The organism is Rhodococcus sp. O3, from assembly GCF_048897285.1.
Lineage (GTDB): Bacteria > Actinomycetota > Actinomycetes > Mycobacteriales > Mycobacteriaceae > Rhodococcus.
Genome location: NZ_JBMBTE010000062.1, coordinates 1 through 22,786, shown reverse-complemented (window position 1 = coordinate 22,786; position 22,786 = coordinate 1). Strand labels below are relative to the sequence as shown.

Annotated in this window: 20 protein-coding genes and 3 tRNA genes; 12 read left to right on the top strand and 11 right to left on the bottom strand. The window is 67.2% G+C overall.

Features of this window, described 5'->3' with window-relative positions; all coding sequences use genetic code 11:
• The first annotated feature begins 156 nt into the window (after positions 1-156).
• On the top strand, positions 157-1,050 hold the full coding sequence (locus ACN675_RS17730; RefSeq protein ID WP_420752083.1) for a TIGR03619 family F420-dependent LLM class oxidoreductase: 894 nt from the start codon (positions 157-159) through the stop codon (positions 1,048-1,050).
• A 59-nt stretch (positions 1,051-1,109) separates the two neighbouring features.
• Here ACN675_RS17730 and ACN675_RS17725 read toward each other — a convergent pair.
• From ACN675_RS17725 to ACN675_RS17715, 3 genes are all read right to left on the bottom strand, one after another.
• Positions 1,110-1,182: transfer RNA gene (locus ACN675_RS17725), tRNA-Arg, on the bottom strand.
• A 43-nt stretch (positions 1,183-1,225) separates the two neighbouring features.
• A tRNA-Ser gene (locus tag ACN675_RS17720) sits at positions 1,226-1,317 on the bottom strand.
• Positions 1,318-1,393: 76 nt separating this feature from the next.
• The gene (locus ACN675_RS17715) at positions 1,394-2,104 is read right to left on the bottom strand and encodes a dienelactone hydrolase family protein (protein WP_420752082.1); all 711 of its coding nucleotides are present in this window, start codon (positions 2,102-2,104) and stop codon (positions 1,394-1,396) included.
• 62 nt (positions 2,105-2,166) lie between these two features.
• Between ACN675_RS17715 and hisC the strand changes: the two genes are divergently transcribed.
• Positions 2,167-3,246, top strand: a complete 1,080-nt coding sequence (gene hisC, locus ACN675_RS17710; protein ID WP_420752081.1) for a histidinol-phosphate transaminase — start codon at positions 2,167-2,169, stop codon at positions 3,244-3,246.
• 105 nt (positions 3,247-3,351) lie between these two features.
• On the top strand, positions 3,352-5,037 hold the full coding sequence (locus ACN675_RS17705) for a bifunctional metallophosphatase/5'-nucleotidase (protein ID WP_420752080.1): 1,686 nt from the start codon (positions 3,352-3,354) through the stop codon (positions 5,035-5,037).
• On the opposite strand, the gene ACN675_RS17700 is transcribed toward ACN675_RS17705, so the two are convergent.
• Positions 5,024-6,016 carry an alpha/beta hydrolase gene (locus ACN675_RS17700; RefSeq protein WP_420752079.1) on the bottom strand — a complete coding sequence of 331 codons (993 nt, stop codon included), beginning with the start codon at positions 6,014-6,016 and terminating at the stop codon, positions 5,024-5,026. The genes ACN675_RS17705 and ACN675_RS17700 overlap by 14 nt on opposite strands.
• Positions 6,017-6,236: 220 nt before the next feature.
• Here ACN675_RS17700 and ACN675_RS17695 point away from each other — a divergent pair, with 220 nt between their 5' ends.
• Entirely contained in the window at positions 6,237-7,016 is a 780-nt protein-coding gene (locus ACN675_RS17695) for an enoyl-CoA hydratase/isomerase family protein (RefSeq protein WP_420752078.1), read from the top strand.
• A gap of 175 nt (positions 7,017-7,191) precedes the next feature.
• Here ACN675_RS17695 and ACN675_RS17690 read toward each other — a convergent pair.
• Positions 7,192-7,279: transfer RNA gene (locus ACN675_RS17690), tRNA-Ser, on the bottom strand.
• 25 nt (positions 7,280-7,304) lie between these two features.
• Entirely contained in the window at positions 7,305-7,709 is a 405-nt protein-coding gene (locus tag ACN675_RS17685; RefSeq protein ID WP_420752094.1) for a MarR family winged helix-turn-helix transcriptional regulator, read from the bottom strand.
• Positions 7,710-7,895: 186 nt separating this feature from the next.
• On the opposite strand from ACN675_RS17685, the gene ACN675_RS17680 reads away from it, so the two are divergent.
• A complete protein-coding gene (locus tag ACN675_RS17680; RefSeq protein WP_420752077.1) occupies positions 7,896-8,879 on the top strand; it encodes an NAD(P)H-quinone oxidoreductase in 984 nt (327 codons plus the stop codon).
• Positions 8,880-8,891: 12 nt separating this feature from the next.
• Here the strand turns inward: ACN675_RS17680 and ACN675_RS17675 are convergent, their stop codons facing one another.
• A complete protein-coding gene (locus tag ACN675_RS17675) occupies positions 8,892-10,097 on the bottom strand; it encodes a cysteine desulfurase-like protein (protein ID WP_420752076.1) in 1,206 nt (401 codons plus the stop codon).
• A gap of 155 nt (positions 10,098-10,252) precedes the next feature.
• On the opposite strand from ACN675_RS17675, the gene ACN675_RS17670 reads away from it, so the two are divergent.
• The 5 genes from ACN675_RS17670 (at position 10,253) to ACN675_RS17650 (ending at position 16,048) form a co-directional block, all read left to right on the top strand.
• A complete protein-coding gene (locus ACN675_RS17670) occupies positions 10,253-10,822 on the top strand; it encodes a bacterial proteasome activator family protein (protein WP_420752075.1) in 570 nt (189 codons plus the stop codon).
• Positions 10,823-10,900: 78 nt separating this feature from the next.
• Entirely contained in the window at positions 10,901-11,758 is an 858-nt protein-coding gene (locus tag ACN675_RS17665) for an ABC transporter ATP-binding protein (protein ID WP_420752093.1), read from the top strand.
• Entirely contained in the window at positions 11,751-12,647 is an 897-nt protein-coding gene (locus ACN675_RS17660; protein WP_197251802.1) for a glycosyltransferase, read from the top strand. Before ACN675_RS17665 ends, ACN675_RS17660 begins: the two co-directional genes overlap by 8 nt.
• 242 nt (positions 12,648-12,889) lie before the next feature.
• Positions 12,890-14,665 carry an AMP-dependent synthetase/ligase gene (locus tag ACN675_RS17655; RefSeq protein ID WP_420752074.1) on the top strand — a complete coding sequence of 592 codons (1,776 nt, stop codon included), beginning with the start codon at positions 12,890-12,892 and terminating at the stop codon, positions 14,663-14,665.
• A gap of 66 nt (positions 14,666-14,731) precedes the next feature.
• A complete protein-coding gene (locus tag ACN675_RS17650; RefSeq protein ID WP_420752073.1) occupies positions 14,732-16,048 on the top strand; it encodes a hypothetical protein in 1,317 nt (438 codons plus the stop codon).
• A 41-nt stretch (positions 16,049-16,089) separates the two neighbouring features.
• Here ACN675_RS17650 and ACN675_RS17645 read toward each other — a convergent pair whose 3' ends face one another.
• Positions 16,090-18,561, bottom strand: coding sequence for a response regulator (locus ACN675_RS17645; RefSeq protein WP_420752072.1), 2,472 nt, complete (start codon positions 18,559-18,561; stop codon positions 16,090-16,092).
• A 265-nt stretch (positions 18,562-18,826) separates the two neighbouring features.
• Between ACN675_RS17645 and ACN675_RS17640 the strand changes: the two genes are divergently transcribed.
• Entirely contained in the window at positions 18,827-19,675 is an 849-nt protein-coding gene (locus tag ACN675_RS17640) for a sulfite exporter TauE/SafE family protein (protein ID WP_420752071.1), read from the top strand.
• 331 nt (positions 19,676-20,006) lie between these two features.
• Here the strand turns inward: ACN675_RS17640 and ACN675_RS17635 are convergent, their stop codons facing one another.
• The 3 genes from ACN675_RS17635 to ACN675_RS17625 are packed head-to-tail and all read right to left on the bottom strand — an operon-like array spanning position 20,007 to position 21,699.
• Positions 20,007-20,636: a hypothetical protein gene (locus ACN675_RS17635; protein ID WP_420752070.1), complete on the bottom strand. Its 630-nt coding sequence runs from the start codon at positions 20,634-20,636 to the stop codon at positions 20,007-20,009.
• A 54-nt stretch (positions 20,637-20,690) separates the two neighbouring features.
• On the bottom strand, positions 20,691-21,350 hold the full coding sequence (locus tag ACN675_RS17630) for a DUF4268 domain-containing protein (RefSeq protein ID WP_420752069.1): 660 nt from the start codon (positions 21,348-21,350) through the stop codon (positions 20,691-20,693).
• On the bottom strand, positions 21,286-21,699 hold the full coding sequence (locus ACN675_RS17625) for a hypothetical protein (RefSeq protein ID WP_420752068.1): 414 nt from the start codon (positions 21,697-21,699) through the stop codon (positions 21,286-21,288). Before ACN675_RS17625 ends, ACN675_RS17630 begins: the two co-directional genes overlap by 65 nt.
• Positions 21,700-22,193: 494 nt before the next feature.
• Between ACN675_RS17625 and ACN675_RS17620 the strand changes: the two genes are divergently transcribed.
• Positions 22,194-22,786: recombinase family protein (locus tag ACN675_RS17620; RefSeq protein ID WP_420752067.1), on the top strand; the 593-nt coding region annotated here is incomplete at its 3' end.

Genomic DNA, 22,786 nt, shown 5'->3' with positions numbered 1-22,786 from the left:
CGGATTGCCCGGAGAAGACGCGCTCACACAAGGTTGCGCCCGCAAATCGACGTACTCCACTCCCGACCGCCGGAATAGCATTCTCCAATACGGAAACATCGATCTCGCGCGGTCGGCCCTGCTCGCGGCCGCACACGACCCACAAGGAGGAACGGCGTGAAGTTCTGGTGCGGGACCGCGTTCATGAACACATCCGAGATGCCGGCGGTGGCGCAGATGCTCGACACCAACGGCTACCACGGGATTCTCGTCTCCGATCACCTCGTCTACCCGAAGAACATGAAGACGCCCTATCCGGCGACACCCGACGGCAAGCTCTTCTGGCCGCCGGAAACCGAATGGCCCGACGCCTGGGTGCTCATCGGAGCGATGGCAGCGGTCACCACGAACCTGCATTTCGGCAACAACGTCTACATCGCACCGTCGCGACCGCTGCTCGAGGTCGCCAAGCAGGTCGCGACCGCCGCGGCGATCGCGCGCGGCCGGGTGTCCATCGGACTGTCCGCCGGCTGGATGCGCGACGAGTTCGAACTGCTCGGCCAGGACTTCGACAATCGCGGTCGCCGCCTCGACGAGATGGTCGACGCACTGCGAGCCCTGTGGCAGGGCGGATGGGTGTCGTGGCAGGGCGAGTTCTACGACATCCCCGAGATGATGATCGAGCCGCATCCGCCGCAACCGGTGCCCGTGCTGTGCGGGGGAGAATCCAACGCAGCGCTGAAACGCGCCGCCCGCCTGTGCGACGGGTGGGTGGGCACCGCCTACACCCTCGAGGAAGCCGAACGCGTGATCGGCCGACTCAACGGATACCGACGTGAATACGGACGAGAAAACGAGCCCTTCGAGATCATCGCGACCGTGCGCGGCGAACCCACCCCGGACCTCTACGAACGCGCCGCCGAACTCGGCATCACCGGGGTGATGATCTCGCCGTGGGCGAACTGGGACCGCACCCACGCCGGCGACCACTCGGCCCTGAAGCACCCGGCCGAACGCTACCGGGAACCGATCGAACGGTTCGCCGAGGAGATCGTGGCGAAACTGCCGTAGATCGTGGCTGCCGTAGAACCAGAAAACCCCGCATCGAGATCGATGCGGGGTTTTCGCTGTGCGCCCGAAGGGATTCGAACCCCTAACCTTCTGATCCGTAGTCAGATGCTCTATCCGTTGAGCTACGGGCGCATATCCGTATTCAGTTGTTCCGCCGGTGAACCATACACCAACGTGGCGGAGGCGAGAGGATTTGAACCTCCGGTCCCCTGTAAGGGGGACAACTCATTAGCAGTGAGTCCCATTCGGCCGCTCTGGCACGCCTCCTCGGGGGGTTTCGATTCTCTCGAACCGCCGGACCGAAACATTACACATGCTTCGCCAGTAAATGCAAAACGCCTGGTCAGCGCATGTGCGCGTCGAACCAGTCGAAGATCCTGCGTCGCGCGTCGACGATCGCCGCCTCCTGCGGATCCGTTTCTGGATCGACCGTCGCGTGCTCGACCGGAGGCTCGTCCGGGCGATGCGCCAGCCCCGGATAGCCGACCACGAGCGTCGGCGCGTCCGCACCCGCCGCGGCGTCCTGCAGCCGTTCGACGTCGGCGGGCGGCGTACCCGGGTCGTCCTCCCCGTACAGCCCGAGCCACGGCGCCTGCAGCGACCCGACGATCGACAACAGGGCCGGCGCGTCCGGGTGCACCGGCGTCGTGATGCCGCCCGCGGCGACACTCACCACCGCACCGACCCGGCGTTGGGTGGCCACGACGAGCGCGGCGACACCGGCATCGTCGAACCCGATCAGTCCGATCATGTCGGTGGACACACCCCGGCCCCCGATCCACTCGAAGGCGGCATCGACGTCGGCGAACAGGGCGTCGCCGAACACCTCCACTGCGGAGTGCGCCGGCTCGCGGTGGAACAGGTGCGGTGCGACGACGAGCCAGCGTTCTCCGGCCAACGCGTCCATGAACTGCAGCAATGCCGGCGAGAAGACCCGCGACTCGTGCAGCAGCACGATCGCGCCGCGCGCCGTCCCGTCCGGCCGGATCACCGTCAGCGGGACCTGCCCCGCGTCCCCCGGCAGCGAAGCCGAAACGGTGCTGATGACCTGCATACCGTCAACGATCGCACGACCACCGCGTGTGTGCACGGGATCGCCGAGCGCATAATCGCGTGGTGACTCCACGTACTCGTCCCGACCTTGCCGCTATCCCCGCCTACGTGCCCGGACGGAGTTTTCCGGGGGCTATCAAGCTGGCCAGCAACGAGACGACCGCCGGCCCTCTGCCGAGCGTGCGGGAGGCCATCGCCGAGGCGACGACGACGCTCAATCGGTATCCGGACAACTCGGCGGCGGCGCTGATCGGCGCGCTGTCCGCGCGGCTCGGCGTCGGTCCCGAGCGCATCGCCGTCGGATGCGGGTCGGTGAGCCTGTGCCAGGAACTCGTGCAGATCACGTGCAATGCCGGCGACGAGGTCGTCTACTCGTGGCGGTCGTTCGAGGCGTACCCGGTGGTCGCGGCGGTGGCGGGCGCGACGGCGGTGCCGGTGCCGAACACCGCCGAGCACGGGCACGACCTGCCGGCGATGCTCGCCGCGATCACCGACCGCACCCGCCTGATCTTCATCTGCAATCCGAACAATCCGACGGGTTCGCTGCTGAGCCGCGACGAGCTCGTCAAGTTCCTGGACGAGGTGCCGTCGCACGTCCTGGTGGCGTTGGACGAGGCGTACTTCGAGTACGTGCGTCCCGCCCCCGGCGAGGATTTGCCCGACGGGCTCACCCTCGCGGAGGGCCGCCCCAACGTCGTGGTGCTGCGGACGTTCTCGAAGGCGTACGGGCTTGCGGGGTTGCGCGTCGGATACGCCGTCGCCGATCCCGAGATCATCACGGCGCTCGGCAAGGTGCACACGCCGTTCGCGGTGAATTCGCTGGCCCAGAGCGCGGCGATCGCGTCGCTCGCCGCGGCGAGGGAACTCCTCGACCGGACCGAGCAGGTCGTCGCCGAACGCACCCGGATGTTCGACGCACTGACCGCGGCCGGCTACCCGGTGCCGCCGAGTGCCGCGAACTTCCTGTGGTTGCCCCTCGGCGAGCGTTCGCCGGCGTTCTCCGAGGCCAGTGCCGAGGCGGGCGTCCTGATCCGGCACTACGGCACCGATGGGGCCCGGGTGACGGTCGGCGATCCGCACGAGAACGACGCATTCCTCGCGTTCGCGACCGGCCCGGGTCGCGCAATCGCAGGTCTCGAATAGCCCCGCCTCCGCCCGAACGAGACCTAACCGTTACCTGCAGGTGCCAGGGGTGTGATCCGGCGTTGACACACTCACCAAGCACGACGGCGGACGCGGAGGATGTGGATGGGTGGTCGCGTATCGCGTCGTCGGGGGGTGTCCTTGGCCTTGGCGACGGCGGTCCTGTGGGCGGCGACCGGCCTGGGCCCGGCGGTCGCCCGGCCCCCCGAGGTCGTTCCGCTGCGCCTGATCGCGTTCGGTGACCTGCACGGCAACCTCCTGCCGCCGCAGGGTTCCCGCAGCAAGGTCGTCCGGTCCGACGGTGAGTCCGTGCCGGCCGGGGGTGCCGCCTATCTCGCCGCGTACGTCCGGCAGCTGCGCGGCCAGGCCGAGAACTCGGTGCTGTATTCGGTGGGTGATACGTGGGGTTCGTCCCCGCTCGAATCGGCGATGTTCCACGAGGAGCCGACCGTCGAACTGCTCAACGCACTTGGCGTGAACGCCTTGGCCCTGGGCAACCACGAGTTCGACCACGGCGTCGCGGAGGTGCAGCGTCTGCGCGACGGCGGCTGTCACTCCGAGGGATGCCGATACGTTTCCCCGTTCGAGGGCGCGCAGTTCCCGCTGCTCGGCGCGAATCTGTTCACGGCGGACGGTTCACCCGCGGCGCTGCCGTTCAGCGTCGACTACATCGACGGTGTGCCGGTCGGTGTCATCGGGGTGCTTCCCAGCAACACCCCGGACGTGATCAGCGCCGAGTCCATCGAGGGCCTGCAGTTCGGGGACGAGGTCGAGGCCGCCGACCGCACGGCCGACATCCTCGATGCGCTGGGTGTCCGGTCGATCGTGCTGCTCTACAAGGGCGATCTGCCGGTTCCTTCCGGCCACGACATGTGCGATCCGGAATCCGGTCCGGCCGCGGCCGTCGCCACCCGGGTCTCACCGAAGATCGACGTCATCGTCACCTCCGACGGCGAGAACCACTTCAACTGCAGCTTCCTCGACCCCCTCGGCAAGCCGCGCACGGTGGTGCAGGGCGCCTCCCACGGACGCATCCTCTCGGTCGCCGATCTGACCATCGACCGCGAGAGTCGCGACGTGATCCGCGACCGCACCGTCTCGTTCAACCAGGTTGTCACCCACGACATCGCCCCCGACCCGCGGACCAAGGAATTCGTCGACCGCGCCGTCGACCAGTCCGCATCGGTCGCCGGGCAGTCAGTCGGGACCATCACCGCCGACCTCACCCGCGAGAAGACCGTCGGCGGCGAATCGACCCTCGGCAACGTCATCGCCGACGCGCAGCTCGCCGCGGCGGAATCGACGGGCGCGCAGATCGCGCTGACCAACCCGGACGGCATGCGCGCGGATCTGACCCACGCCGACGACGGCATCGTCACCTTCGGTGAAACCTACGCGGTACAACCGTTCGGGAACCGCCTGTTGCAGCTCGAGGTCACCGGCGCGCAGCTCGTCGCCCTCCTCGAGCAGCAGTTCCAGACCGATGTGTTCGGGCGGCCGTTCGAGCGGATCCTCTCGCCGTCGCACACGCTGCGCTACACCATCGACCGGGCGGCCGAGCCGGGTCAGCGGATCCAGGACGTGGCGGTCGCGGGACAGCCGCTGGACCCCGCCGCGACATACGTCGTCGTCGTCAACGACTTCCTGGCCGCGGGCGGCGACGGCTTCACCGCGTTCACCGAGGGTCGCCGCACGACCGGTGCGGGCGCCGACCTCGACGCGCTGAACGAGTATCTGTCGGCGCACGGTCCGGTCTCGCCGCCGCCGACCGATCGCATCAGCGTTCGCTGAGCCCGAGCGCGCGAGCCAGCGTCGGCCACGCCGACCGCAGGTCGTCCTGCCAGTACGGCCACGTGTGGGTGCCCCACGGCCGATACTCGACGGTCGCGGGAATGCGCAGTTCCCGCAGCCGTCGGTCGAAGGTGATCGTGCAGGTGAACGCGCCGGCTTCGAGTGGGGCGCCGACGGTCAGCACGTCGCTGTCCGCGCCCAGGTCGTAGGGGCCGAGCAGGCCGTTGCCGGTGCTGATGTAGATGTCCTTGCCGCGCAACGCTTCCGCGTTCGTGTACGGGTCGTGTTCCTTCCACGCGGGGTCGCCGGGTGCGCCCCACATGTTGTCGGGGTTCCCGCCCTTGTAGGCGACGGTGCCGCGCACCGAGTCCCGGGCCGAATCACGCGAGATGTCCAGGCAGCCACTGAGTGCCGCAACGCCCTCGTACCGGTCGGGATGGCGGGTGATCAGGGACATCGCGCCCGTCGCGCCCATCGACAATCCACCGATCGCATCGACACCGTTACCGGAGAACTCGGCGTCGACGATCGGTGGAAGTTCCTGCGTCAGAAAGGTTTCCCACCGGTTGGTGCCGAGCACCGGATCCGGGTTGCGCCAGTCCGTGTAGTAGCTGGCGGTGCCGCCGACGGGCAGAACGACGTTGACGTTCTTGTCGGCGAAGAAATCGACGATGTCCGTCTTCTGCGTCCAGGTGCTTTCCCGGTAGTCCGATTCGGAACCGGCGCTGACGCCGTCGAGCAGGTACAGCGTCGGCCGCGGTCCCCGCCCCGACGGATGCAGCACCTGAACCTGAACGATGCGGTTCATCGACGGGGAGTACACGAACAGGGCGGATCGACGGTCGGTGAGGTGCTCGACGTGGTCCAGCCGGGCTGGTGACGACGGATCGGCCGATGCGGGTGTCATACCCAGCAGCGGCATCAGAACGGCGAGGACGAAAGCGGCGACCGCTCCCTTGTACGTACGTCGTGTGTGCATCGATCTCCCCTGGTCCCCCCGACGGCCCCCGGTCCGCCCACCCAACCCTCCGTGGCGTGCCGGGGTCAAGCACCTCGGAGGGTGTGGCGAACCGTGTCCATCGGTTCGGCGGGTGGTCCGGAATCGCACTTACCCGCCGTATCGCGGTGTTACACGGGCCTCGGGTGCACCGTGTCGGATATCCCGTTCTCATTTCGAGAGAATTGGATATGCTGCGGCCATGGGAGACGATTTGGGAGCCGGCGGCCTGCGTTTCGAACGCGAGGGCGCGATCGGCTGGTGCATCATCGATCGGCCGGCGGCGCGCAACGCCTTCACCCCGGCGATGTATTACGGGCTCAAACGAGCGGTCCGGCTCGTCAACTCCGATCCGGACCTCGCCGCGCTCATCATCACGGGCGTCGACGACGTCTTCGCACCGGGCGGCGACCTGGGCGGACGCGCCGAACCCGGCGACAACCTGCCCGACGGCATCGGGCACGACATCCTGCCGTTCCTCACCATTCGCGACAGCCGCGCGCCTGTCATCTCCGCCGTCAACGGCATCTGCCAGGCGGGCGGTCTGCTGGTCGCGATGATGTCCGACATCGCGGTGGCCAGCGACCGCGCGACCTTCCGCGTGCCCGAACTGCTCCGCGGCATCCCCGACGCGACCTTCGCGGCCGCGCTGCCCGCGCACGTCGGCGTCGCGGTCGCGCGTGACCTGATGCTCTCGGCGCGTCGTTTCGACGCCGCAGAGGCCCAGCGACTGGGCGTCATCTCCCGCGTCGTGCCGCACGAGAACCTCCGGGAGGCCGCGCTGCAGGCGGCTCGCGAAATCCTGCAGACCTCCCCCACCGCACGCGCCCAGGTCAAGCGCATGCTCAACGAGCGCTACGGACTCTTCGACTACGAGACGATGCTCGGCGCGCTCGAGACCTCACCCGAACCCCGGGAAGGGATGCGGGCGTTCATGGAGAAGCGGAACCCGAACTGGATTCCGGAGAACCTGCCGGGCTGACGGCCCGCCCCCTTCCGATCCGGGTGGCCGGCGCCCCCTCATTTCCGAGCGAGCGGTACACCCGTCTCCTTCAATCGATCGGATGTACCGCTCGCTCGGAAAGACGAGGGGTGATGACGCGGACCCCCGCCGGACAACAAGAAACCCCTCGCCTGCGATCAGGCGAGGGGTTTCGTGGCGGAAGCGGAGGGATTTGAACCCCCGTTGGTGTTACCCAAGCTCGCTTTCAAGGCGAGTGCATTCGGCCGCTCTGCCACGCTTCCGTGGCAAATCCTAACCATAGGCTGATCACCTGTCGCCGACGGCTGCCGCGACCTTGGTGAATATCTGGGCCAGGGTCTTGATCTGAGACTTGCTGAGCAGGTCGATCAGATTGCGGCGGACGCTCGCGACATGGGTGGGTGCGGCCTCGGTGAGGCGGGCGCGTCCTTCATCGGTGAGGGCGGCCAGCACCCCGCGACCGTCCTCGGCGCAGGCGCAGCGCAACACCAGGCCCTCGTCCTCCATGCGGCGGATCTGGTGGGTGAGACGGCTGCGGGACGAGAGCACGCCGTCGGCGAGGTCGCTCATGCGCAACCGTCCGTCCGGGGCTTCCGACAACAGGACCAGGATGCGGTACTCGGCGAGGGTGAGACCGTGAGCTTCCTGCAGGTCACGGTTGAGAACATCCATGAGCCGATAGTTGCCGTCCATATAGGTTCGCCAGGCGTGCTGTTCCTCGGCGGTCAACCAGTTCGGCTCGTCGTGTTCGGCGCTCACGCGGGAATTGTAGTCAGCACCCCCACCTTCCCGACCGGTAGGTCTGTTTTGCCGCAACACATGCACGCAGTACCCGACATCTCCGGCGAACTGGAACGACGACACGATAGTTTCGAACGCATGCGCGCAATCGTTGTCACCGAACCCGGCGGGCCCGAGGTCCTGCGATGGGACGAGCAGCCCGATCCGGTCGCCGGTCCGGGTGAAGTCCTCATCGACGTCGCCGCGACCGCCGTCAACCGTGCCGACCTGCTGCAGCGTCGCGGCCTGTATCCACCGCCGCGCGGGGCCAGCAACATCCTCGGCCTCGAGTGCTCCGGTGTGATCGCCGAACTCGGCGAGGGCGTGACGGACTGGAACATCGGCGACCGGGTCTGCGCACTGCTGTCCGGCGGCGGCTACGCCGAACAGGTGGCGGTCGCGGCGTCGCAGCTGTTGCCGGTGCCCGAGGGCATGGATCTCGCGGCCGCCGCGTCGCTGCCCGAGGTCGCGTGCACGGTGTGGTCGAACGTGGTCATGGCCGCCGGGCTCGAACGCGGCGAGGTGTTCCTCGTGCACGGCGGCGGCGGTGGCATCGGCACCCACGCCATCCAGGTCGCGAAGGCACTCGGCGCGAAGGTCGCGACCACCGCGTCGGCGGGCAAGCTCGACCGGTGCCGCGAGCTGGGCGCCGATCTGGCGATCGACTACCGCACCCAGGATTTCGTCGAGGAGGTGCGCGCGACCTTCGGTGGCGCCGACGTCGTCCTCGACAACATGGGCGCGAAGTATCTGCCCCGCAACATCGACGTGCTCGCACCCGACGGACGGCTCGTCGTCATCGGCATGCAGGGCGGATCGAAGGGTGAACTGAACCTCGGTCAGCTTCTCGCCAAGCGCGGGCACGTCCTCGCGACGGGTCTGCGCGGGCGCCCCGACACCGGGAAGTCCGGGAAGGCCGAGATCGTCGCCTCGGTCCGCGAGAACCTGTGGCCGCTGATCGCCGAGGGCAAGGTGCACGCCGTCGTGCACGCCGAACTGCCGATCACCGAGGCCGCTGCGGCACACGAGATGCTCGACGCATCCGACACCGTCGGCAAGGTGGTGCTCACGATCAACCGGTGAAGCAGCCCGGTCTCACTCCGTCATCGCGCGCAGCTCGCGGACGAGCTGGTCGATCTCGTAGCGCGTGGTGTACGGGGCGAGGCCGATGCTCACGGCACCGCCCTCTTCGCCGACGCCCAGTGAATCGAGCAGCCGGCTGGCGCCGCGTCCTGTGGTGACGGTCGCGATGCGCCGGTCCGCGAGGTGCGCGGCGACCTTCTCCGCGGGCAGGCCGGGGATCGTGAAGCTCAGCGTCGGCACGCGGCTCTCGGCGCGACCGATCACCATCACACCGGGCAGGTTGTCGAGCTGCCGGGTCAGCCGGTCGAACAACCGGTCCTGGTAGTCCTGCATCGAACTGATCGATGTGATGAGCTTTTCGCGGCGGGTTCCGGTCGCTTCCTCGTCCAGGGACGCGAGGAAGTCGACGGATGTGACGAGCCCGGCGAGCAGCGCGTACTGGTGGCCGCCGACCTCGAGCCGCTCCGGGCCGCGGGCGTTCGGGTCGAGCGACATCGACGGAATCCGGTCGAGCTGCGAGGGATCACGGAAGACCAGCGCACCGATCTGCGGTCCGCCCCACGCCGACGCGTTGACGGTGAGGATGTCCGCGCTCAGATCGTCCATGTCGATGTGCGCGTACGGGGCGGCGCCCGCGGCGTCGACGACCATCAGGCCCCCGACCTCGTGCACGCGGTCGGCGACGACCCGCACGTCCGGGGCCGATCCGACGATCGACGAGGCGGCGGTCAACGCGACCAGCCGGGTGGTCGACGTGATGAGCTCCTCGAACTGCCAGCTGGGCAGGTCGCAGGTTTCGATGTCCACTTCGGCCCAGCGGACCTGCGCACCGTACCGGCTGGCGACCCGCAGCCAGGGTGCGATGTTCGCCTCGTCGTCCAGCCGCGACAGCACCATCCCGGTGCCCAGGCCGAGCCGTGAGCTCAGCGCCTCGGCGAGCCACGCCAGGAGCACGGCACGGTCGGAACCGAGCACCACGCCGGCGGGCTCACCGCCGACGAGATCGGCGATCGCCTCCCGCGCCGCCTGCAGCATCGATCCGCTGCGGCGGGAGGACATGTGCCTGCCCGACGAGGACGCGGTGGAGTTCCGGAACGCCGTGGACACCGTGCGGGAGACCGCGTCGGGTATCTGCATGCCGGCCTGCGGATCGAAATGGGTCCACCCGTCGCCGAGCGAGGGAATCAACCCCCGGATCCGGGCAACGTCGTAAGCCATGCGTGACACTCTAAATCCCGCTGTCAATGAAGTGACGTCCCCGCCCCGGACGAACGTGACGTGGGGTACGCGACGACCGGCCGGGAACAGCGGACATTCCGCACCTCATCCGGGGTGGGGCGACACCACGCCCGCGGAGGAGACAAGATGGAGGTATGACGCATCCGGAGAACGAGCCCGTCCTTGTGATCGGTCCCGACGGTCGGCCGGTCGCGGTCCCCAAGCCCGGCAGCAACGGTGACACGGCCGCGAAGACCGAGGAGAGCGACGCCGAGTCCCTCACCGACATGGTCGAACAGCCCGCCAAGGTCATGCGGATCGGCACCATGATCAAGCAACTGCTCGAGGAGGTCCGGGCGGCTCCCCTCGACGATGCGAGCCGCACCCGCCTGAAGGAGATCCACAAGTCGTCCATCAGCGAACTCGAGCAGGGCCTCGCTCCCGAGCTGCGGGAGGAACTCGAGCGGCTGGCATTGCCGTTCAGCGAGGACGCGGTGCCGTCCGACGCGGAGCTGCGCATCGCGCAGGCTCAGCTCGTCGGCTGGCTCGAGGGGCTCTTCCACGGCATCCAGACCGCCTTGTTCGCGCAGCAGATGGCGGCGCGGGCGCAGCTCGAGCAGATGCGCCAGGGTGCATTGCCGCCCGGGCTGGGCGGACACCCCCACAATCCCGAGGAACGCCAGCAGCACAACCCCGGCAGCCCGGGCACCGGGCAGTACCTGTAGTCCCCTTCGGGGTCCGGGCCGGGCGTGCTCTCGGGCGCGCCCGGTACCCTCGGAACCCGTGTCAGTCTCTGGAGCAGCATCGTGAGCCGGGTCAGCATCGAAACGCGCAATGCGTGCGTCGACTTCCCGATCTTCGACGCCAAGACCCGCTCGCTGAAGAAGGCGTTCCTGGGTAAGGCAGGCGGAGCGATCGGCCGCAACGACTCGGACGTCGTCGTGGTCGAGGCGCTGCGCGACATCACGATGTCGCTGAAGGAAGGCGACCGCGTCGGGCTCGTCGGACACAACGGTGCCGGCAAGTCCACGCTGCTGCGATTGCTGTCCGGGATCTACGAACCGACCCGCGGTGCCGCACGCGTCCGCGGTCGCGTGGCCCCGGTCTTCGATCTGGGTGTCGGCATGGACCCGGAGATCTCCGGGTACGAGAACATCCTGATCCGCGGCATGTTCCTGGGCATGACCCGCAAGCAGATGCTGCAGAAGGTCGACGACATCGCGGAGTTCACCGAGCTCGGTGACTACCTGTCGATGCCGCTGCGCACCTACTCCACCGGCATGCGGGTGCGCGTCGCCCTCGGTGTGGTGACCAGCATCGACCCGGAGATCCTGCTGCTCGACGAGGGCATCGGCGCGGTCGACGCCGAGTTCATGAAGAAGGCCCGCGTCCGGCTGCAGGAACTCGTCGCGCGCTCCGGCATCCTCGTGTTCGCGAGCCACTCGAACGAATTCCTCGCCCAGCTGTGCGACCAGGCGATGTGGATCGACCACGGCCAGATCCGCGAGCAGGGCGGCATCGAAGAGGTCGTACGCGCCTACGAGGGCAATGACGCCGGCGACCACGTGCGCACGATCATCGAAGAACTCGAACGCGAACGCGCGGAACGGGACGGTGTCGTGTCGAACGGCACAGCGGCGACGGGTGCCGCCGGTGCCTGACAGCCCGGAACGGATCATCGGGGTCGTCGTCACCCACAAGCGTCGCGAACTGCTCGGCGATTCGCTGAAGGTGCTGGCGTCGCAGACCCGGCCGCTCGACCATCTGATCGTCGTCGACAACGCCGACGAGAACGAGGTGCGCCTGCTCGTCGAATCCGCGCCTCTCCCGACCACCTACATCGGGTCCAAGCACAATCTCGGCGGTGCGGGCGGGTTCGCCCTCGGCATCCTGCACGCGCTCGCGCTCGGCGCGGACCGGGTGTGGCTCGCCGACGACGACGGCCGCCCCGACGGCCCCGAGGTGCTCGAGACGCTGTTGGCGTGCGCGCATCGGCACGGCCTGGCGGAGGTGTCGCCGGTGGTGTGCGACATCGCCGACCCCGATCGGCTCGCGTTCCCGCTGCGTCGCGGCGTGGTGTGGCGACGTCGGCGCAGCGAACTCGGCGACGAGGATCTGCTGCCCGGCATCGCGTCGCTGTTCAACGGCGCCCTGTTCACCGCCGCGGCGATCGACGCGGTGGGCGTGCCGGATCTTCGGTTGTTCGTGCGCGGCGACGAGGTCGAGGTGCATCGCCGGCTGGTGCGGTCTGGCCTGCCCTTCGGCACGTGCCTGCAGACCGCCTACCTGCATCCGGACGGTGCGGACGAGTTCAAGCCGATCCTCGGTGGCCGCATGCACACGCAGTATCCGGACAACGAGACGAAGCGTTTCTTCACCTACCGCAACCGCGGCTACCTGCTGTCGCAGCCGGGCATGCGCAGGCTGCTGCCGCAGGAATGGGTGCGGTTCGGCTGGTATTTCCTGGTCACCCGACGCGACCCGGCGGGTCTGCGCGAGTGGATGCGGCTGCGCAAACTGGGCCGCGAGGAACAGTTCGACCGGCCCTGATGCGGCGGCCGGCAGGCGTCGCCTGCCGGTCCGCTGATTCCGGATACTCGCGCTGCCGGGTGTCCTCCCCCCTCGCGGTACCGCTGCCGCATTCGTGTGACTTGTGCCACAATGCCCATTCTGGGTAATCTGCCGCCGCAAGCCACGCCCGCGCCGCCCGGCGCAGTGGCGTCTCACAATCCGATTACATGCGTGCGCAGTCCGTTTTATGCTTTTCGTCACAATCTTCTGGGGGAACAGCGATGACAACTCGTACGACCGCACCGACCACTCTCTGCCAGGCGTTCCAGGCGACCGCCGCGAAGTATCCCGACCGGGTTGCCCTGCGCACTCCGGACGACTCCGTCAGCTACACCTGGCGCGCCTACGCCGACAAGGTCCGCACACTCACCGCAGGTCTCGCCGGGCTCGGCGTGAAACGGGGCGACACCGTCGGCCTGATGCTGACCAACCGGCCCGAGTTCCATCTCGTCGACACCGCCGCCATGCACGCGGGGGCCGCGGCGTTCTCCATCTACAACTCCCTCACCGCCGAACAGATCACCTACGTGCTCGGCAACGCCGGCAACAAGGTGATGATCTGCGAGGAGCAGTTCGTCCCGGTGCTGCAGAAAGCCATTCCCGGCACCGCCGTCGAAACGCTGGTGTGCGTCGACGGGCACCCGGAGGGGACCATCACGCTCGACGAACTCGAGGCCGCCGCCGATCCGTCGTTCGACTTCGACGCGACCTGGCAGGCGGTGGAGCCGTCGAACCTGCTGACTCTGATCTACACCTCCGGCACCACCGGTCCGCCGAAGGGCGTCGAGCTGACCCACGCCAACCTCATCGCGGAGATCGAGGCGACCGCCCCGATCCTCAACCCCGGCCCGGACGACCGGATCGTGTCGTATCTGCCGGACGCGCACATCGCCAACCGGTGGGGATCGCACTACACGTCCATCCACACGGGCATGCAGATCACCACGCTCGACGACCTCAAGCAGGCCATCGCGGTCCTGCCGACGGTCCGCCCGACGATGTTCGGTGCGGTGCCGCAGGTCTGGTACAAGCTCAAGGCGGCGATCGACAAGACCCTCGCCGACGAGCCGAGCCCGGTGAAGAAGAAGCTCGCGTTGTGGTCGATCGACGTCGGCCGCAAGCGTGCGCGCCTGATGTCGGACGGCAAGCCGGTACCCAAGGTGCTCGAGCTCCAGCACGCGCTCGCCGACAAGCTGGTGCTCTCCGCGATCCGCAAGAAGCTCGGCCTCGACCAGGTGCGCGCCGCCGTCACCGGTGCCGCCGCGATCTCCCCCGAGGTCCTGGAATTCGTCCTGGCCCTGGGTATCCCGTGCTCCGAGGTGTGGGGCATGTCGGAGACATCGGCCGTGGTGACACTCAACCGGCCCGACGCCATCCGTATCGGCACCGTCGGGCAGGCCGTGGACGGCGTCGAGATCAAGATCGCCGACGACGGTGAGCTCCTCGTCCGCGGCCCGCTGCTGATGAAGGGTTACCGGAACGACCCGGAGAAGACCGCCGAAGCCATCGATGCCGCCGGCTGGCTGCACACCGGTGACATCGCCGAGATCGACGCCGACGGCTACGTGAAGCTGATCGACCGCAAGAAGGAACTGATCGTCAACGCGGCCGGTAAGAACATGTCGCCCACCAACATCGAGGGCGCTCTGCGTGCCGCCTGCCCGATGCTCGGCGGCGCCGTCGCGATCGGCAACGACCGTCCCTACAACGTCGCGCTGCTCGCACTCGACCCGGATGCGCTCGCCGCGTTCGCCGCCGAACACGGTCTGACGGGAACACACGAGGAGCTCGCGCAGAATCCGGTCGTCGTCGAAGCGGTCGACAAGGCCGTGCAGGTCGCGAACTCGAAGCTGGCCCGCGTCGAACAGATCAAGAAGTACAAGCTGCTGCCGAACATCTGGGAACCGTCCGGTGACGAGCTGACCCCGACGATGAAGCTCAAGCGCAAGCCGATCGACGCGAAGTACGCCGAGGAGATCGACAAGCTGTACGCCTAGCAACAGGCTCCATGTCGGGCGATCGGCCGACAGACACGGCCGATCGCCCGACGTAGCATCCGGTGGATGCACCAACGTCGCCATTCCGCACGCCGCACCATGTTCACTGCACTCATATGCGCCATCGCGGTCAGCGGTTGCGCTGCGGGCGCGGAGAATTCGAGCGCACGTGTTTCCTCGACCAGCGCTGCCGCCCAAACGACGAACGTGCTGCAGACGACGAAGCCGACCACCACGCGGACGTCCGCACCGCCCCCCGTTCCGGAATTGTTCGAGGTAACGGGGCAGCTACCGAAAAATGCTGACCTTGTCGGCGACAACCACGTAATCGCAGCATTCTTCGACGTCGACGAAGTCTCGACCTTCACCGTGAGCGGAAAGCCACTCGCATCAACGAAACTCGTGAAGGGCGAGATCGTGAACGTCTGCGATGTTCTGGTTCTGACCAGGCCGGACGGAACATCACTGCTCCTCACCCAACGTTTCGATACCGTCCCGGCTCGGGGTGTCGAGCCCGAAGCCAAGCAGGCATACCTCACAGCGAGGGATACCAAGAATCTCGAAACCGTATGGGAAACGAGATTGATCAGCGCACCCGGGTATTCCAACAACTGCGCCGACAGGGACCAGCTCCGCGTAACCGCGGACGGCAGATGGGTCACGATCAGCGGTATCGGCCCCGACTTCGAGAAATTCCTCGTCGACACCCGCGATGGCAAATCCCGGCCGCTCTCGTACTTCCCCGTCGCTATGGGGAATCGGATCGCGACACTTTCCGACCTGGGCAATCCCGACGACATCACTATCCGAGACCCGGCCGGCGACAATGTTTTCGTGTCTTTCCCTGTCAACGTCTCACAGTCGGCTGTGCCGGGAACGCTGCTCTTCAACGCCACCCGGACGGCCTACGATTGGCTGTGGCTGCCCGACATGCGGCATGTCGTCGTGTACACCGGAGGCGCAGTCGCTCAGGCGCACTTCGTCGATTCCGAATCCGGTGTTGTCACGCAAACCGTGGATCTGCCGGCCAGCGACCGGTTCGGCGGACCGTTCTCGTACGGCGCGGAATTCCAGCTCGACGAGGAAGCGGACCGCTTCTACGTCGCCCCACCCAGGGTGCCCTGCCCGAACGGCTGTCAACTCGTCGCCTACCAACTGTCCACGATGACCGAGGCCTGGCGCCTGGACGGCGTAGAGCGCATCTGTACCGCGGACGGCGGTCAACTGGCCATCGAGATCAACAACCAGGTCGCCGTCCTCGATGCGAAAGACGGGGCTCAGGTCGACTATGCCAGCGACCAGAGATCTTGCGGAGTCGTCTTCGGCTCGTACGGCGTGGACCGGAGCACTGGGTCGGTCCGGCTGCTGGTAGGAGGTAGATAGCCCGAGAAAATCGACGCAGATGTTCGGGATCAGGCAGACCCTCAGTCTCCCTTCTGCACCGACGAGATGTGGGACTCGACGATCTCCTGCGCGATCACGCGCAGCTTGGTGTTGCGGTGCTGTGAGAAGCCCACGAGCTTCTCGAACGCAGCATCGGCGTCGCACCGGAACGTCGCCATGATCAGACCCACCGCTTCCCCCAGCGTGGTCCGGGTCTCCAAAGCCGTACGCAGCTGACCGGATTCGCGTTCCTTCGTCGCGATGAGCTCTTCCCTCAACCGGGACAGTTCCAGGTTGACCCGCACCCGGGCGATCAGTTCGTCGGGCTCGAACGGCTTCGTGATGTAGTCGTCGGCGCCGACCTGCAGACCCCCGATCGCCGCCGACGTTCCGGCTCGCGCGGTCAGCAGAATGACCGGCAGCCGGGCCGTGGCGGGGTCGTCGCGCAACTGCTTCAGCAACGCCAACCCGTCCGGACCGGGCAACATGACGTCACTGAGAACGAGGTCCGGCGGCGAATCCTGAATGCGCTGCAGTGCAGCCCCGACGTCGGCCACCGCCTCGACGTGCCAATCCTGGCGGCGCAGTAGCTTTGTCAGGTAGTGCCGCAGGTCCGTGTTGTCGTCGACTACCAGAATGTGGGGCCGGCCATCAGCGGTGTCCGCCGCAGCGGCGTCGGTCGACTCGTCCACCCACTGCGAACTCTCGACAAGATACGACTCGCTCAAAGCGGCCGGAACATCCTCTGCCACAACGGGCCTGGCGTCGGTCACCACGCGCGGCACCGAGACCGTGAACGTGCTTCCGACGCCGGGCGCGCTCGTCACCGCGGCAGTCCCGCCGAGGGCCTTCACCCAGTCCGACACCAGCGACAATCCCAGGCCCACACCTCCGCCACTGCGACCGGCCGTGCCGTCCACGCGGTGGAAACGCTCGAAGACCCGCGGCGCCTCGTCAGGAGGTATCCCCACCCCGGTGTCCGTCACCGACAGCACCAACCGATCGCCGCCGACGCGCAACTCGACGGTGATCGACCCCTCGAGCGTGTATTTGACGGCGTTGGACAGCAGGTTGAACACGATGTGCGACCAGATCTCCGGGTCGAGATCGATCGGTTCGGCAGCCGCATCGTCGTTCCGGGTCACCAGCGTCAGGCCGGCGGTGTGCGCGATCGGCTGGTAGAGCTCGGCACACGCCGCGGTCAGCGCCGCCGCATCGGTGGGCTGCAGACGCGGACGCACCTGATACCGCTCGGCGCGGGTCGCTTCCAGCAGAACGTCGACGAGCCGCTGCAGGCGCCCCACTGCGCGCTGCGCGATTTCGAGGGATCGCTGCTGCTCGGGGGTGAGGGCAGTAGCGTCGTCGAGGAGGTTCTGCAGCGGCCCGAGCAGCAGTACCAGCGGGGTGCGGAATTCGTGACTGACCGTCTCCAGGAAACGGGTTTTGGCCTTGTCGACTTCGGCGAGCGCGTCGACGCGGCGACGTTCGGCATCGAAGGCGATGCTGTCGCGCAGCAAACCCGAAATTCGCGCGGCGATCAGCGCGACGAGAGCCGCGTAATTGTCGTCGTACGCCAGGTTGGGATTCAAACCGACCGCCAGCACGCCGATCGCGGTGGCGCGACCGGGAACGGTCAGCGGTAGCAACACCACCGAGTCGAGCGGTTGCGCCCCGAGCAGGCGCGTGGGGTCGACGCCGCCGGGCGAGCGGTCGGCGACACCGGTGACGACGACCGGTTCGCGGTTCACCGCCACCTCGTCGAGGACACGTTGGGCATCGGGCCCGAGAAGCCGGTCGGCCCCGTCGCCGATCGTGCCGAGGTCCGCGACCCGGCGCCAGGCGTGCGGTGCGGCAGGTTCGGGGTCCTCGGGGCGGAGGTAGACCGCGGCGACGGGAACGTCGGCCCCGCTCGGGGCCAGCGCCGCCAGTGCCTTGCCGCAGATGTCGGCGACAGAGTGGCCTGCATCTGTGGTCGCGACGGTCCCGAGTCGGCTGATCGCTTCGCGGCGACGATCACCGAGCACCGCGGCGGTGGTATCGGCGGTGGCGACGAACACCCCCGCTACGGCTCCGGTGTCGTCGAAGATCGGGCTGTAGGAGAACGTCCAGTACGACTCCTCGACGAAACCGTGGCGCTGCAGGAACAGCCGTTCGTTCTCGGTGAAGGTGGCCCTGCCTGCCCACGCTTCCTCGGCGAGGGAGCCGACCGCGTGCCAGATCTCCCGCCAGCAGTCCGCGGCCCGCTGCCCGACCGCGGCGGGATACTTGTCGCCGAGGATGGGAACGAACGCGTCGTTGAGGATCTGGATCAGTTCCGGCCCCCACCACACCAGCATCGGCACCTGCGACGGCAGCACGGTGTTCACGGCCATCCGCAGTTCCATGGGCCAGGTCTCCACCGGCCCGAGCGCGGTCGCCGACCAATCGGTGTTCCGGTGCCGCTCGCGGGCGTCGCCGGTGCCGGCGAACAGCCGTTCGGCCGTCCAGCCGGACGATGGGAGCTCCGCCTCCAACGTCGAACTCCTCCGCTTGTCCTGCATGCGGGAACCATCGAATTTTCGCATCGAGTCCACGCTCGGACCACCAGAACGCAGAAGTGTGGGCGTCCGCTGAACGGAGATGATCGCGAATTGGCGCCGCCCCGCGCGACATGCAACCCGACATCATCCGGGTCTCTTTCGGCCCCGTACGATCCGTGCGGTCGTTAACAGGGAGAACGGAACAGGGCAGTGACTGCCGAGAGATGCGCGGGACTTATCAGGGTGGGGAACTGAGACGGTGGGGGTGTGGGCGGCGGCTGCGCTGATCGCTGCTGCCTCGATGATGGGGATGGCCATCCAGCGCAGCGTGGGCCTGGGCTTCGCGTTGACCGCGGCTCCGATCTTCAGTCTCGTCGTCGGCCCGTTCGACGGGGTCCTGCTCGCCAACGCACTCGCGCTCGTCGTGACCAGCACGGTTCTGGTCTCGACCTGGCGAGGGGTGGACCTGCGTAAGTTCGCGGTTCTGGCTGGCGCCGGAGTCATCGCCGTCGTACCCGGCGCGCTCTTGGCCAGCCGGCTCCCGACCCCGCTGCTGCAGATCTTCGCCGGTACCACCGTCACCGTCATCCTGCTTCTGCAACTGCGGCACCGGCACCGGGGCGCACCCGTCGTGACCGAGGCGCCCTGGACGATGCCGGCAGCCGGGGCGGCCTGCGGATTCCTCAATGCCACGGCCGGAGCCGGTGGACCACCCGTGGCGATCTACGCCGCAGCGACCCGGTGGGAGAACCGCTCCTACGTTCCGACCCTGCAATTGACGTTCCTGTGCGTCAACCTCGGCTCACTGCTGGCCAAAGGCCTGCCGACGCCGTCCATCAGGCCATGGCCATGGCCGTTGCCGGGCTCGCGGCCGGCGCCTGGGGTGGGCGCCGACTCGTGCGCTACGCCTCGGAACAAGCATTGCGCCGCGGCGCTCTCACCGTCGCACTGCTGGGTGCGACGACCTTGGTGGTCAGGGGCACCACCGCCTTGCTGTAGGAGTGCCGACACCCCGTGCGCAGTCCCCCGGCGGGACCGACGCCGACCCGAGGCCCTCAACGGTGACGGTCGCGTCGCCGGCGGGCCGTTGAATGCACCGTGCTTCTGACATGCGGTGATCCGCGAAAGGAGCGGTGAGACATGTACTTGCGCCTATTTGAACTGGGCCCGTTCAACTGCTGATAACGGAGATTATGTCAACTTGAGGCTGCTGATCGTTCTCCCCCAACATATTTCGGTGGCGTGCCGACCGTCTCCGATTCCCCTGACGGCGGCCGGCGCTGCGCTCATCCTGGCCCGTCAGGCGGTTCAATCCGCCGCGGCGTGGCCCCGGTGTCTGCTTCCGGACGGCCATCCGATCCTGGGGAGTGCGCAGTGCGTGCGATGCGTGCACGCATGGCACGCAGTGAGTACCGGACCACGGCACCACTCCGGCGTTGTCAGCCGGTGTAGGGCTCGCAGACCGCGCCGGTGATGTAACCCTGCTCGCAACCGTGCTGCGTTTGGATGTCGCCGCTGGTGGGGGCATCACCGCATCGGACGCCGCAGCGCTCGTATCCGTTCACCACGCCGTCACCGTTGCGGTCTTCCTCCGGATCGTAGGGGTAGCCCCCTCCGGGGTTCGGGTTCGGGTTCGTGTTCTCGGCACGCATCGCAGCGCAGGCAGGGTCGGTGGTGGAGTAAGAGCCATCGGTGTAGACAGCGGTCCCCGGGTAATCGCAGTACCGCAGAATCTTGGCCGGCGGTTCGGTCGTTACCGCAGGGACATAGGTGTCGCAGGAGGGTTCGTATCCTGTGGTGCCGTCGGAATACAGGGCAGTCCCGGACTGGTAGATCGACAGATCACCGCATTCGAACGTCACGGGTGCTGCTACTGGCGTGCTACTTGTCGGCGCCGGCGTGACCACGGGACTCGGCGGCGTCGTCGTCACCGCGGTGGAGGTGGGGGTGGTAGATGATGGCGCCGGGGTCGTGACCACGGTCGGCGTCGTGGTCTCCGAGCTGCCACACGCCGACACCGCGATCGCCGTTGCGAACAGGGCCGCACCCACCACAGTCTTCACTGCCACTACACCGCAACTCCCCCACCGCGCGTTACCACCGAGACGATCACCCCGCCCCGCTCAGCGCGGCACGATGTCGCGCAGGGCGGTGACGCCACCGACCTCGCCGAGCGCTCCCCGGAGTCGGAGTTGCTGCTCGATGAGCCAGTCGATCATGTCAGGCCATCGGTCCACGTCGTCGATGTCGCCGAACGGTGAGGTCACCACGATGCGAGCGCCTTTCCGCCCCTCCATGCGGTCCCACACCGCCGCTCGACCGAGCACCGCCTCGAAATCACCACGACGGTCGTGAAGCGTGTCGAAGCGCGCCTGGTTCAGGTCGGCATCACGGGAGTCGAAGTAGAACTGCGCCACTAACGAGCCGTTCACCCACGCCATCGACAGCACCATGCCACCGAGACCGACCGAGGTATTGCACCAGGATGCGTCGGTGGTCCGCGCCCGAGTCCAATCGGGGTGGCGGAGCCGGATCTGCTCCAATGCGGCCTCCCAGAACTGTCGGTAACGACGACTCGTCATCGACGTCCCCGAAGCCGATGCCTTCTTTACCCGCTTTTCCCAGTCGTTCGGTTGCGCCACCAGCTCGAAGTTCGGTGCCGGCTGGGATTGACCGATCCTCACGACCTGGATCACGACACCGAACACGCGCGTGTGCTCATCGGTGCGCTGATTGAGCCAATCGATGGCCGCACGATGTTCGGATCGGAACCCGGTGGTCACCCACACGATCGTGGTGGGGTCGGTCCCGCCGCATAGGTGATGATCTGACCCAGGTGGGTGTGATCCGACGGCGCCAATTGGTTTCGACGATCACGACCTCGCCCGTGGCCTCGTCGTACCCCTTCAGATCCAGACCGAAATCGCCCACCGGATGCTCCGCGACCTCGAGTACCAGATCCATCCCCAGCAGATCGCTCAACACGTCGACGTTCTGCAACAGCCACGGGGTGAAGTCGAGCGCCTCGTGCGGCCAAATCTCCCGGGGCGGAACGATCTGCAGGCGCCCCAGGCTGGAAAAACTCATACACCCTAGGTTGGCAGATCCGCTGCCGACGCCGATCCGACTCACGCATTTGGAGCTTTGAGACTGAACTGCGGAAGGTTGGATAGCCGAGTAGAACGGAGCGACCCAACGTGTCGAGTTTTGCGACGACGAGCGCATCGCCGGCGTGGCAAGCGGCGAGTGCTCCGGGGGAGGCCGGGTCGTTCCCGGTTACATCGGTGTAGCCCTTGTCGGTGTAGATGAGGCCGTGAGCGACGCCGAGGCGTTTGAGGCGACGATTGTGCGGTTTAGGGCGCCTATACGAGACCGACATGCAGGACGGTTATCCAGGACGGATCGGAGGCCAGATTCCGCAGGACGTGATCGAGTGCCGGATGGGTTGCGGGTGTGCTGTTTGAGGATCGCTCACTGGTAATGAAAACTGTTTCCAATTCGATGGCACGCAAACGGGGTTGTGCGTTACATAGATTCGGACACGAGTTTCTTTACATTTTCGACCTGGTCGGACTCAAATCGTGTGAAAGTGTCCGAAAACCATCGTTTCCATTACGCTCAATTTCATGAAGATCGGACTCGCCCGCGTCTCGACTCGAGACCAGCATCCCCACGCTCAGGAAGACGCGCTCCGCGCCGCCGGCTGCGACGAGGTGTTCACCGACCACGCCTCGGGTGTCCTCGCGAAACGTCCGGGTCTGGACAAGGCACTGTTGATGGCGCGCGCCGGCGATCAGATCGTGGTCACCAAACTCGACCGCCTCGGCCGGTCGCTGACGAACCTGATCGACCTGTCGAAGACCCTGCAAGAACGAGGCGTGGACCTCATCGTCCTCGACCAAGGCGTGGACACCTCCACCGCAGTCGGCCGGATGTTCTTCTCCATCCTCGGCGCGATCGCCGAGTTCGAGCATGCCTTGATGTCCGAGCGAACAGCCGAAGGTCTCGCGGCGGCTCGCGCCCGCGGCCGCACCGGTGGGCGGAAGCCGAAACTCGGTGCACGGCAGATAGAGATGGCACGGTCGATGTACGACGAAACTGGCGAGGACGGCAAACGTAGGTACACCGTGGCGCAGATCGCCGCCGAGTTCGGTGTCACTCGCCCTACGATCTATCGGCATCTGCAATCTGCCCTACAGGTGGCTGAACCCCACAAGGG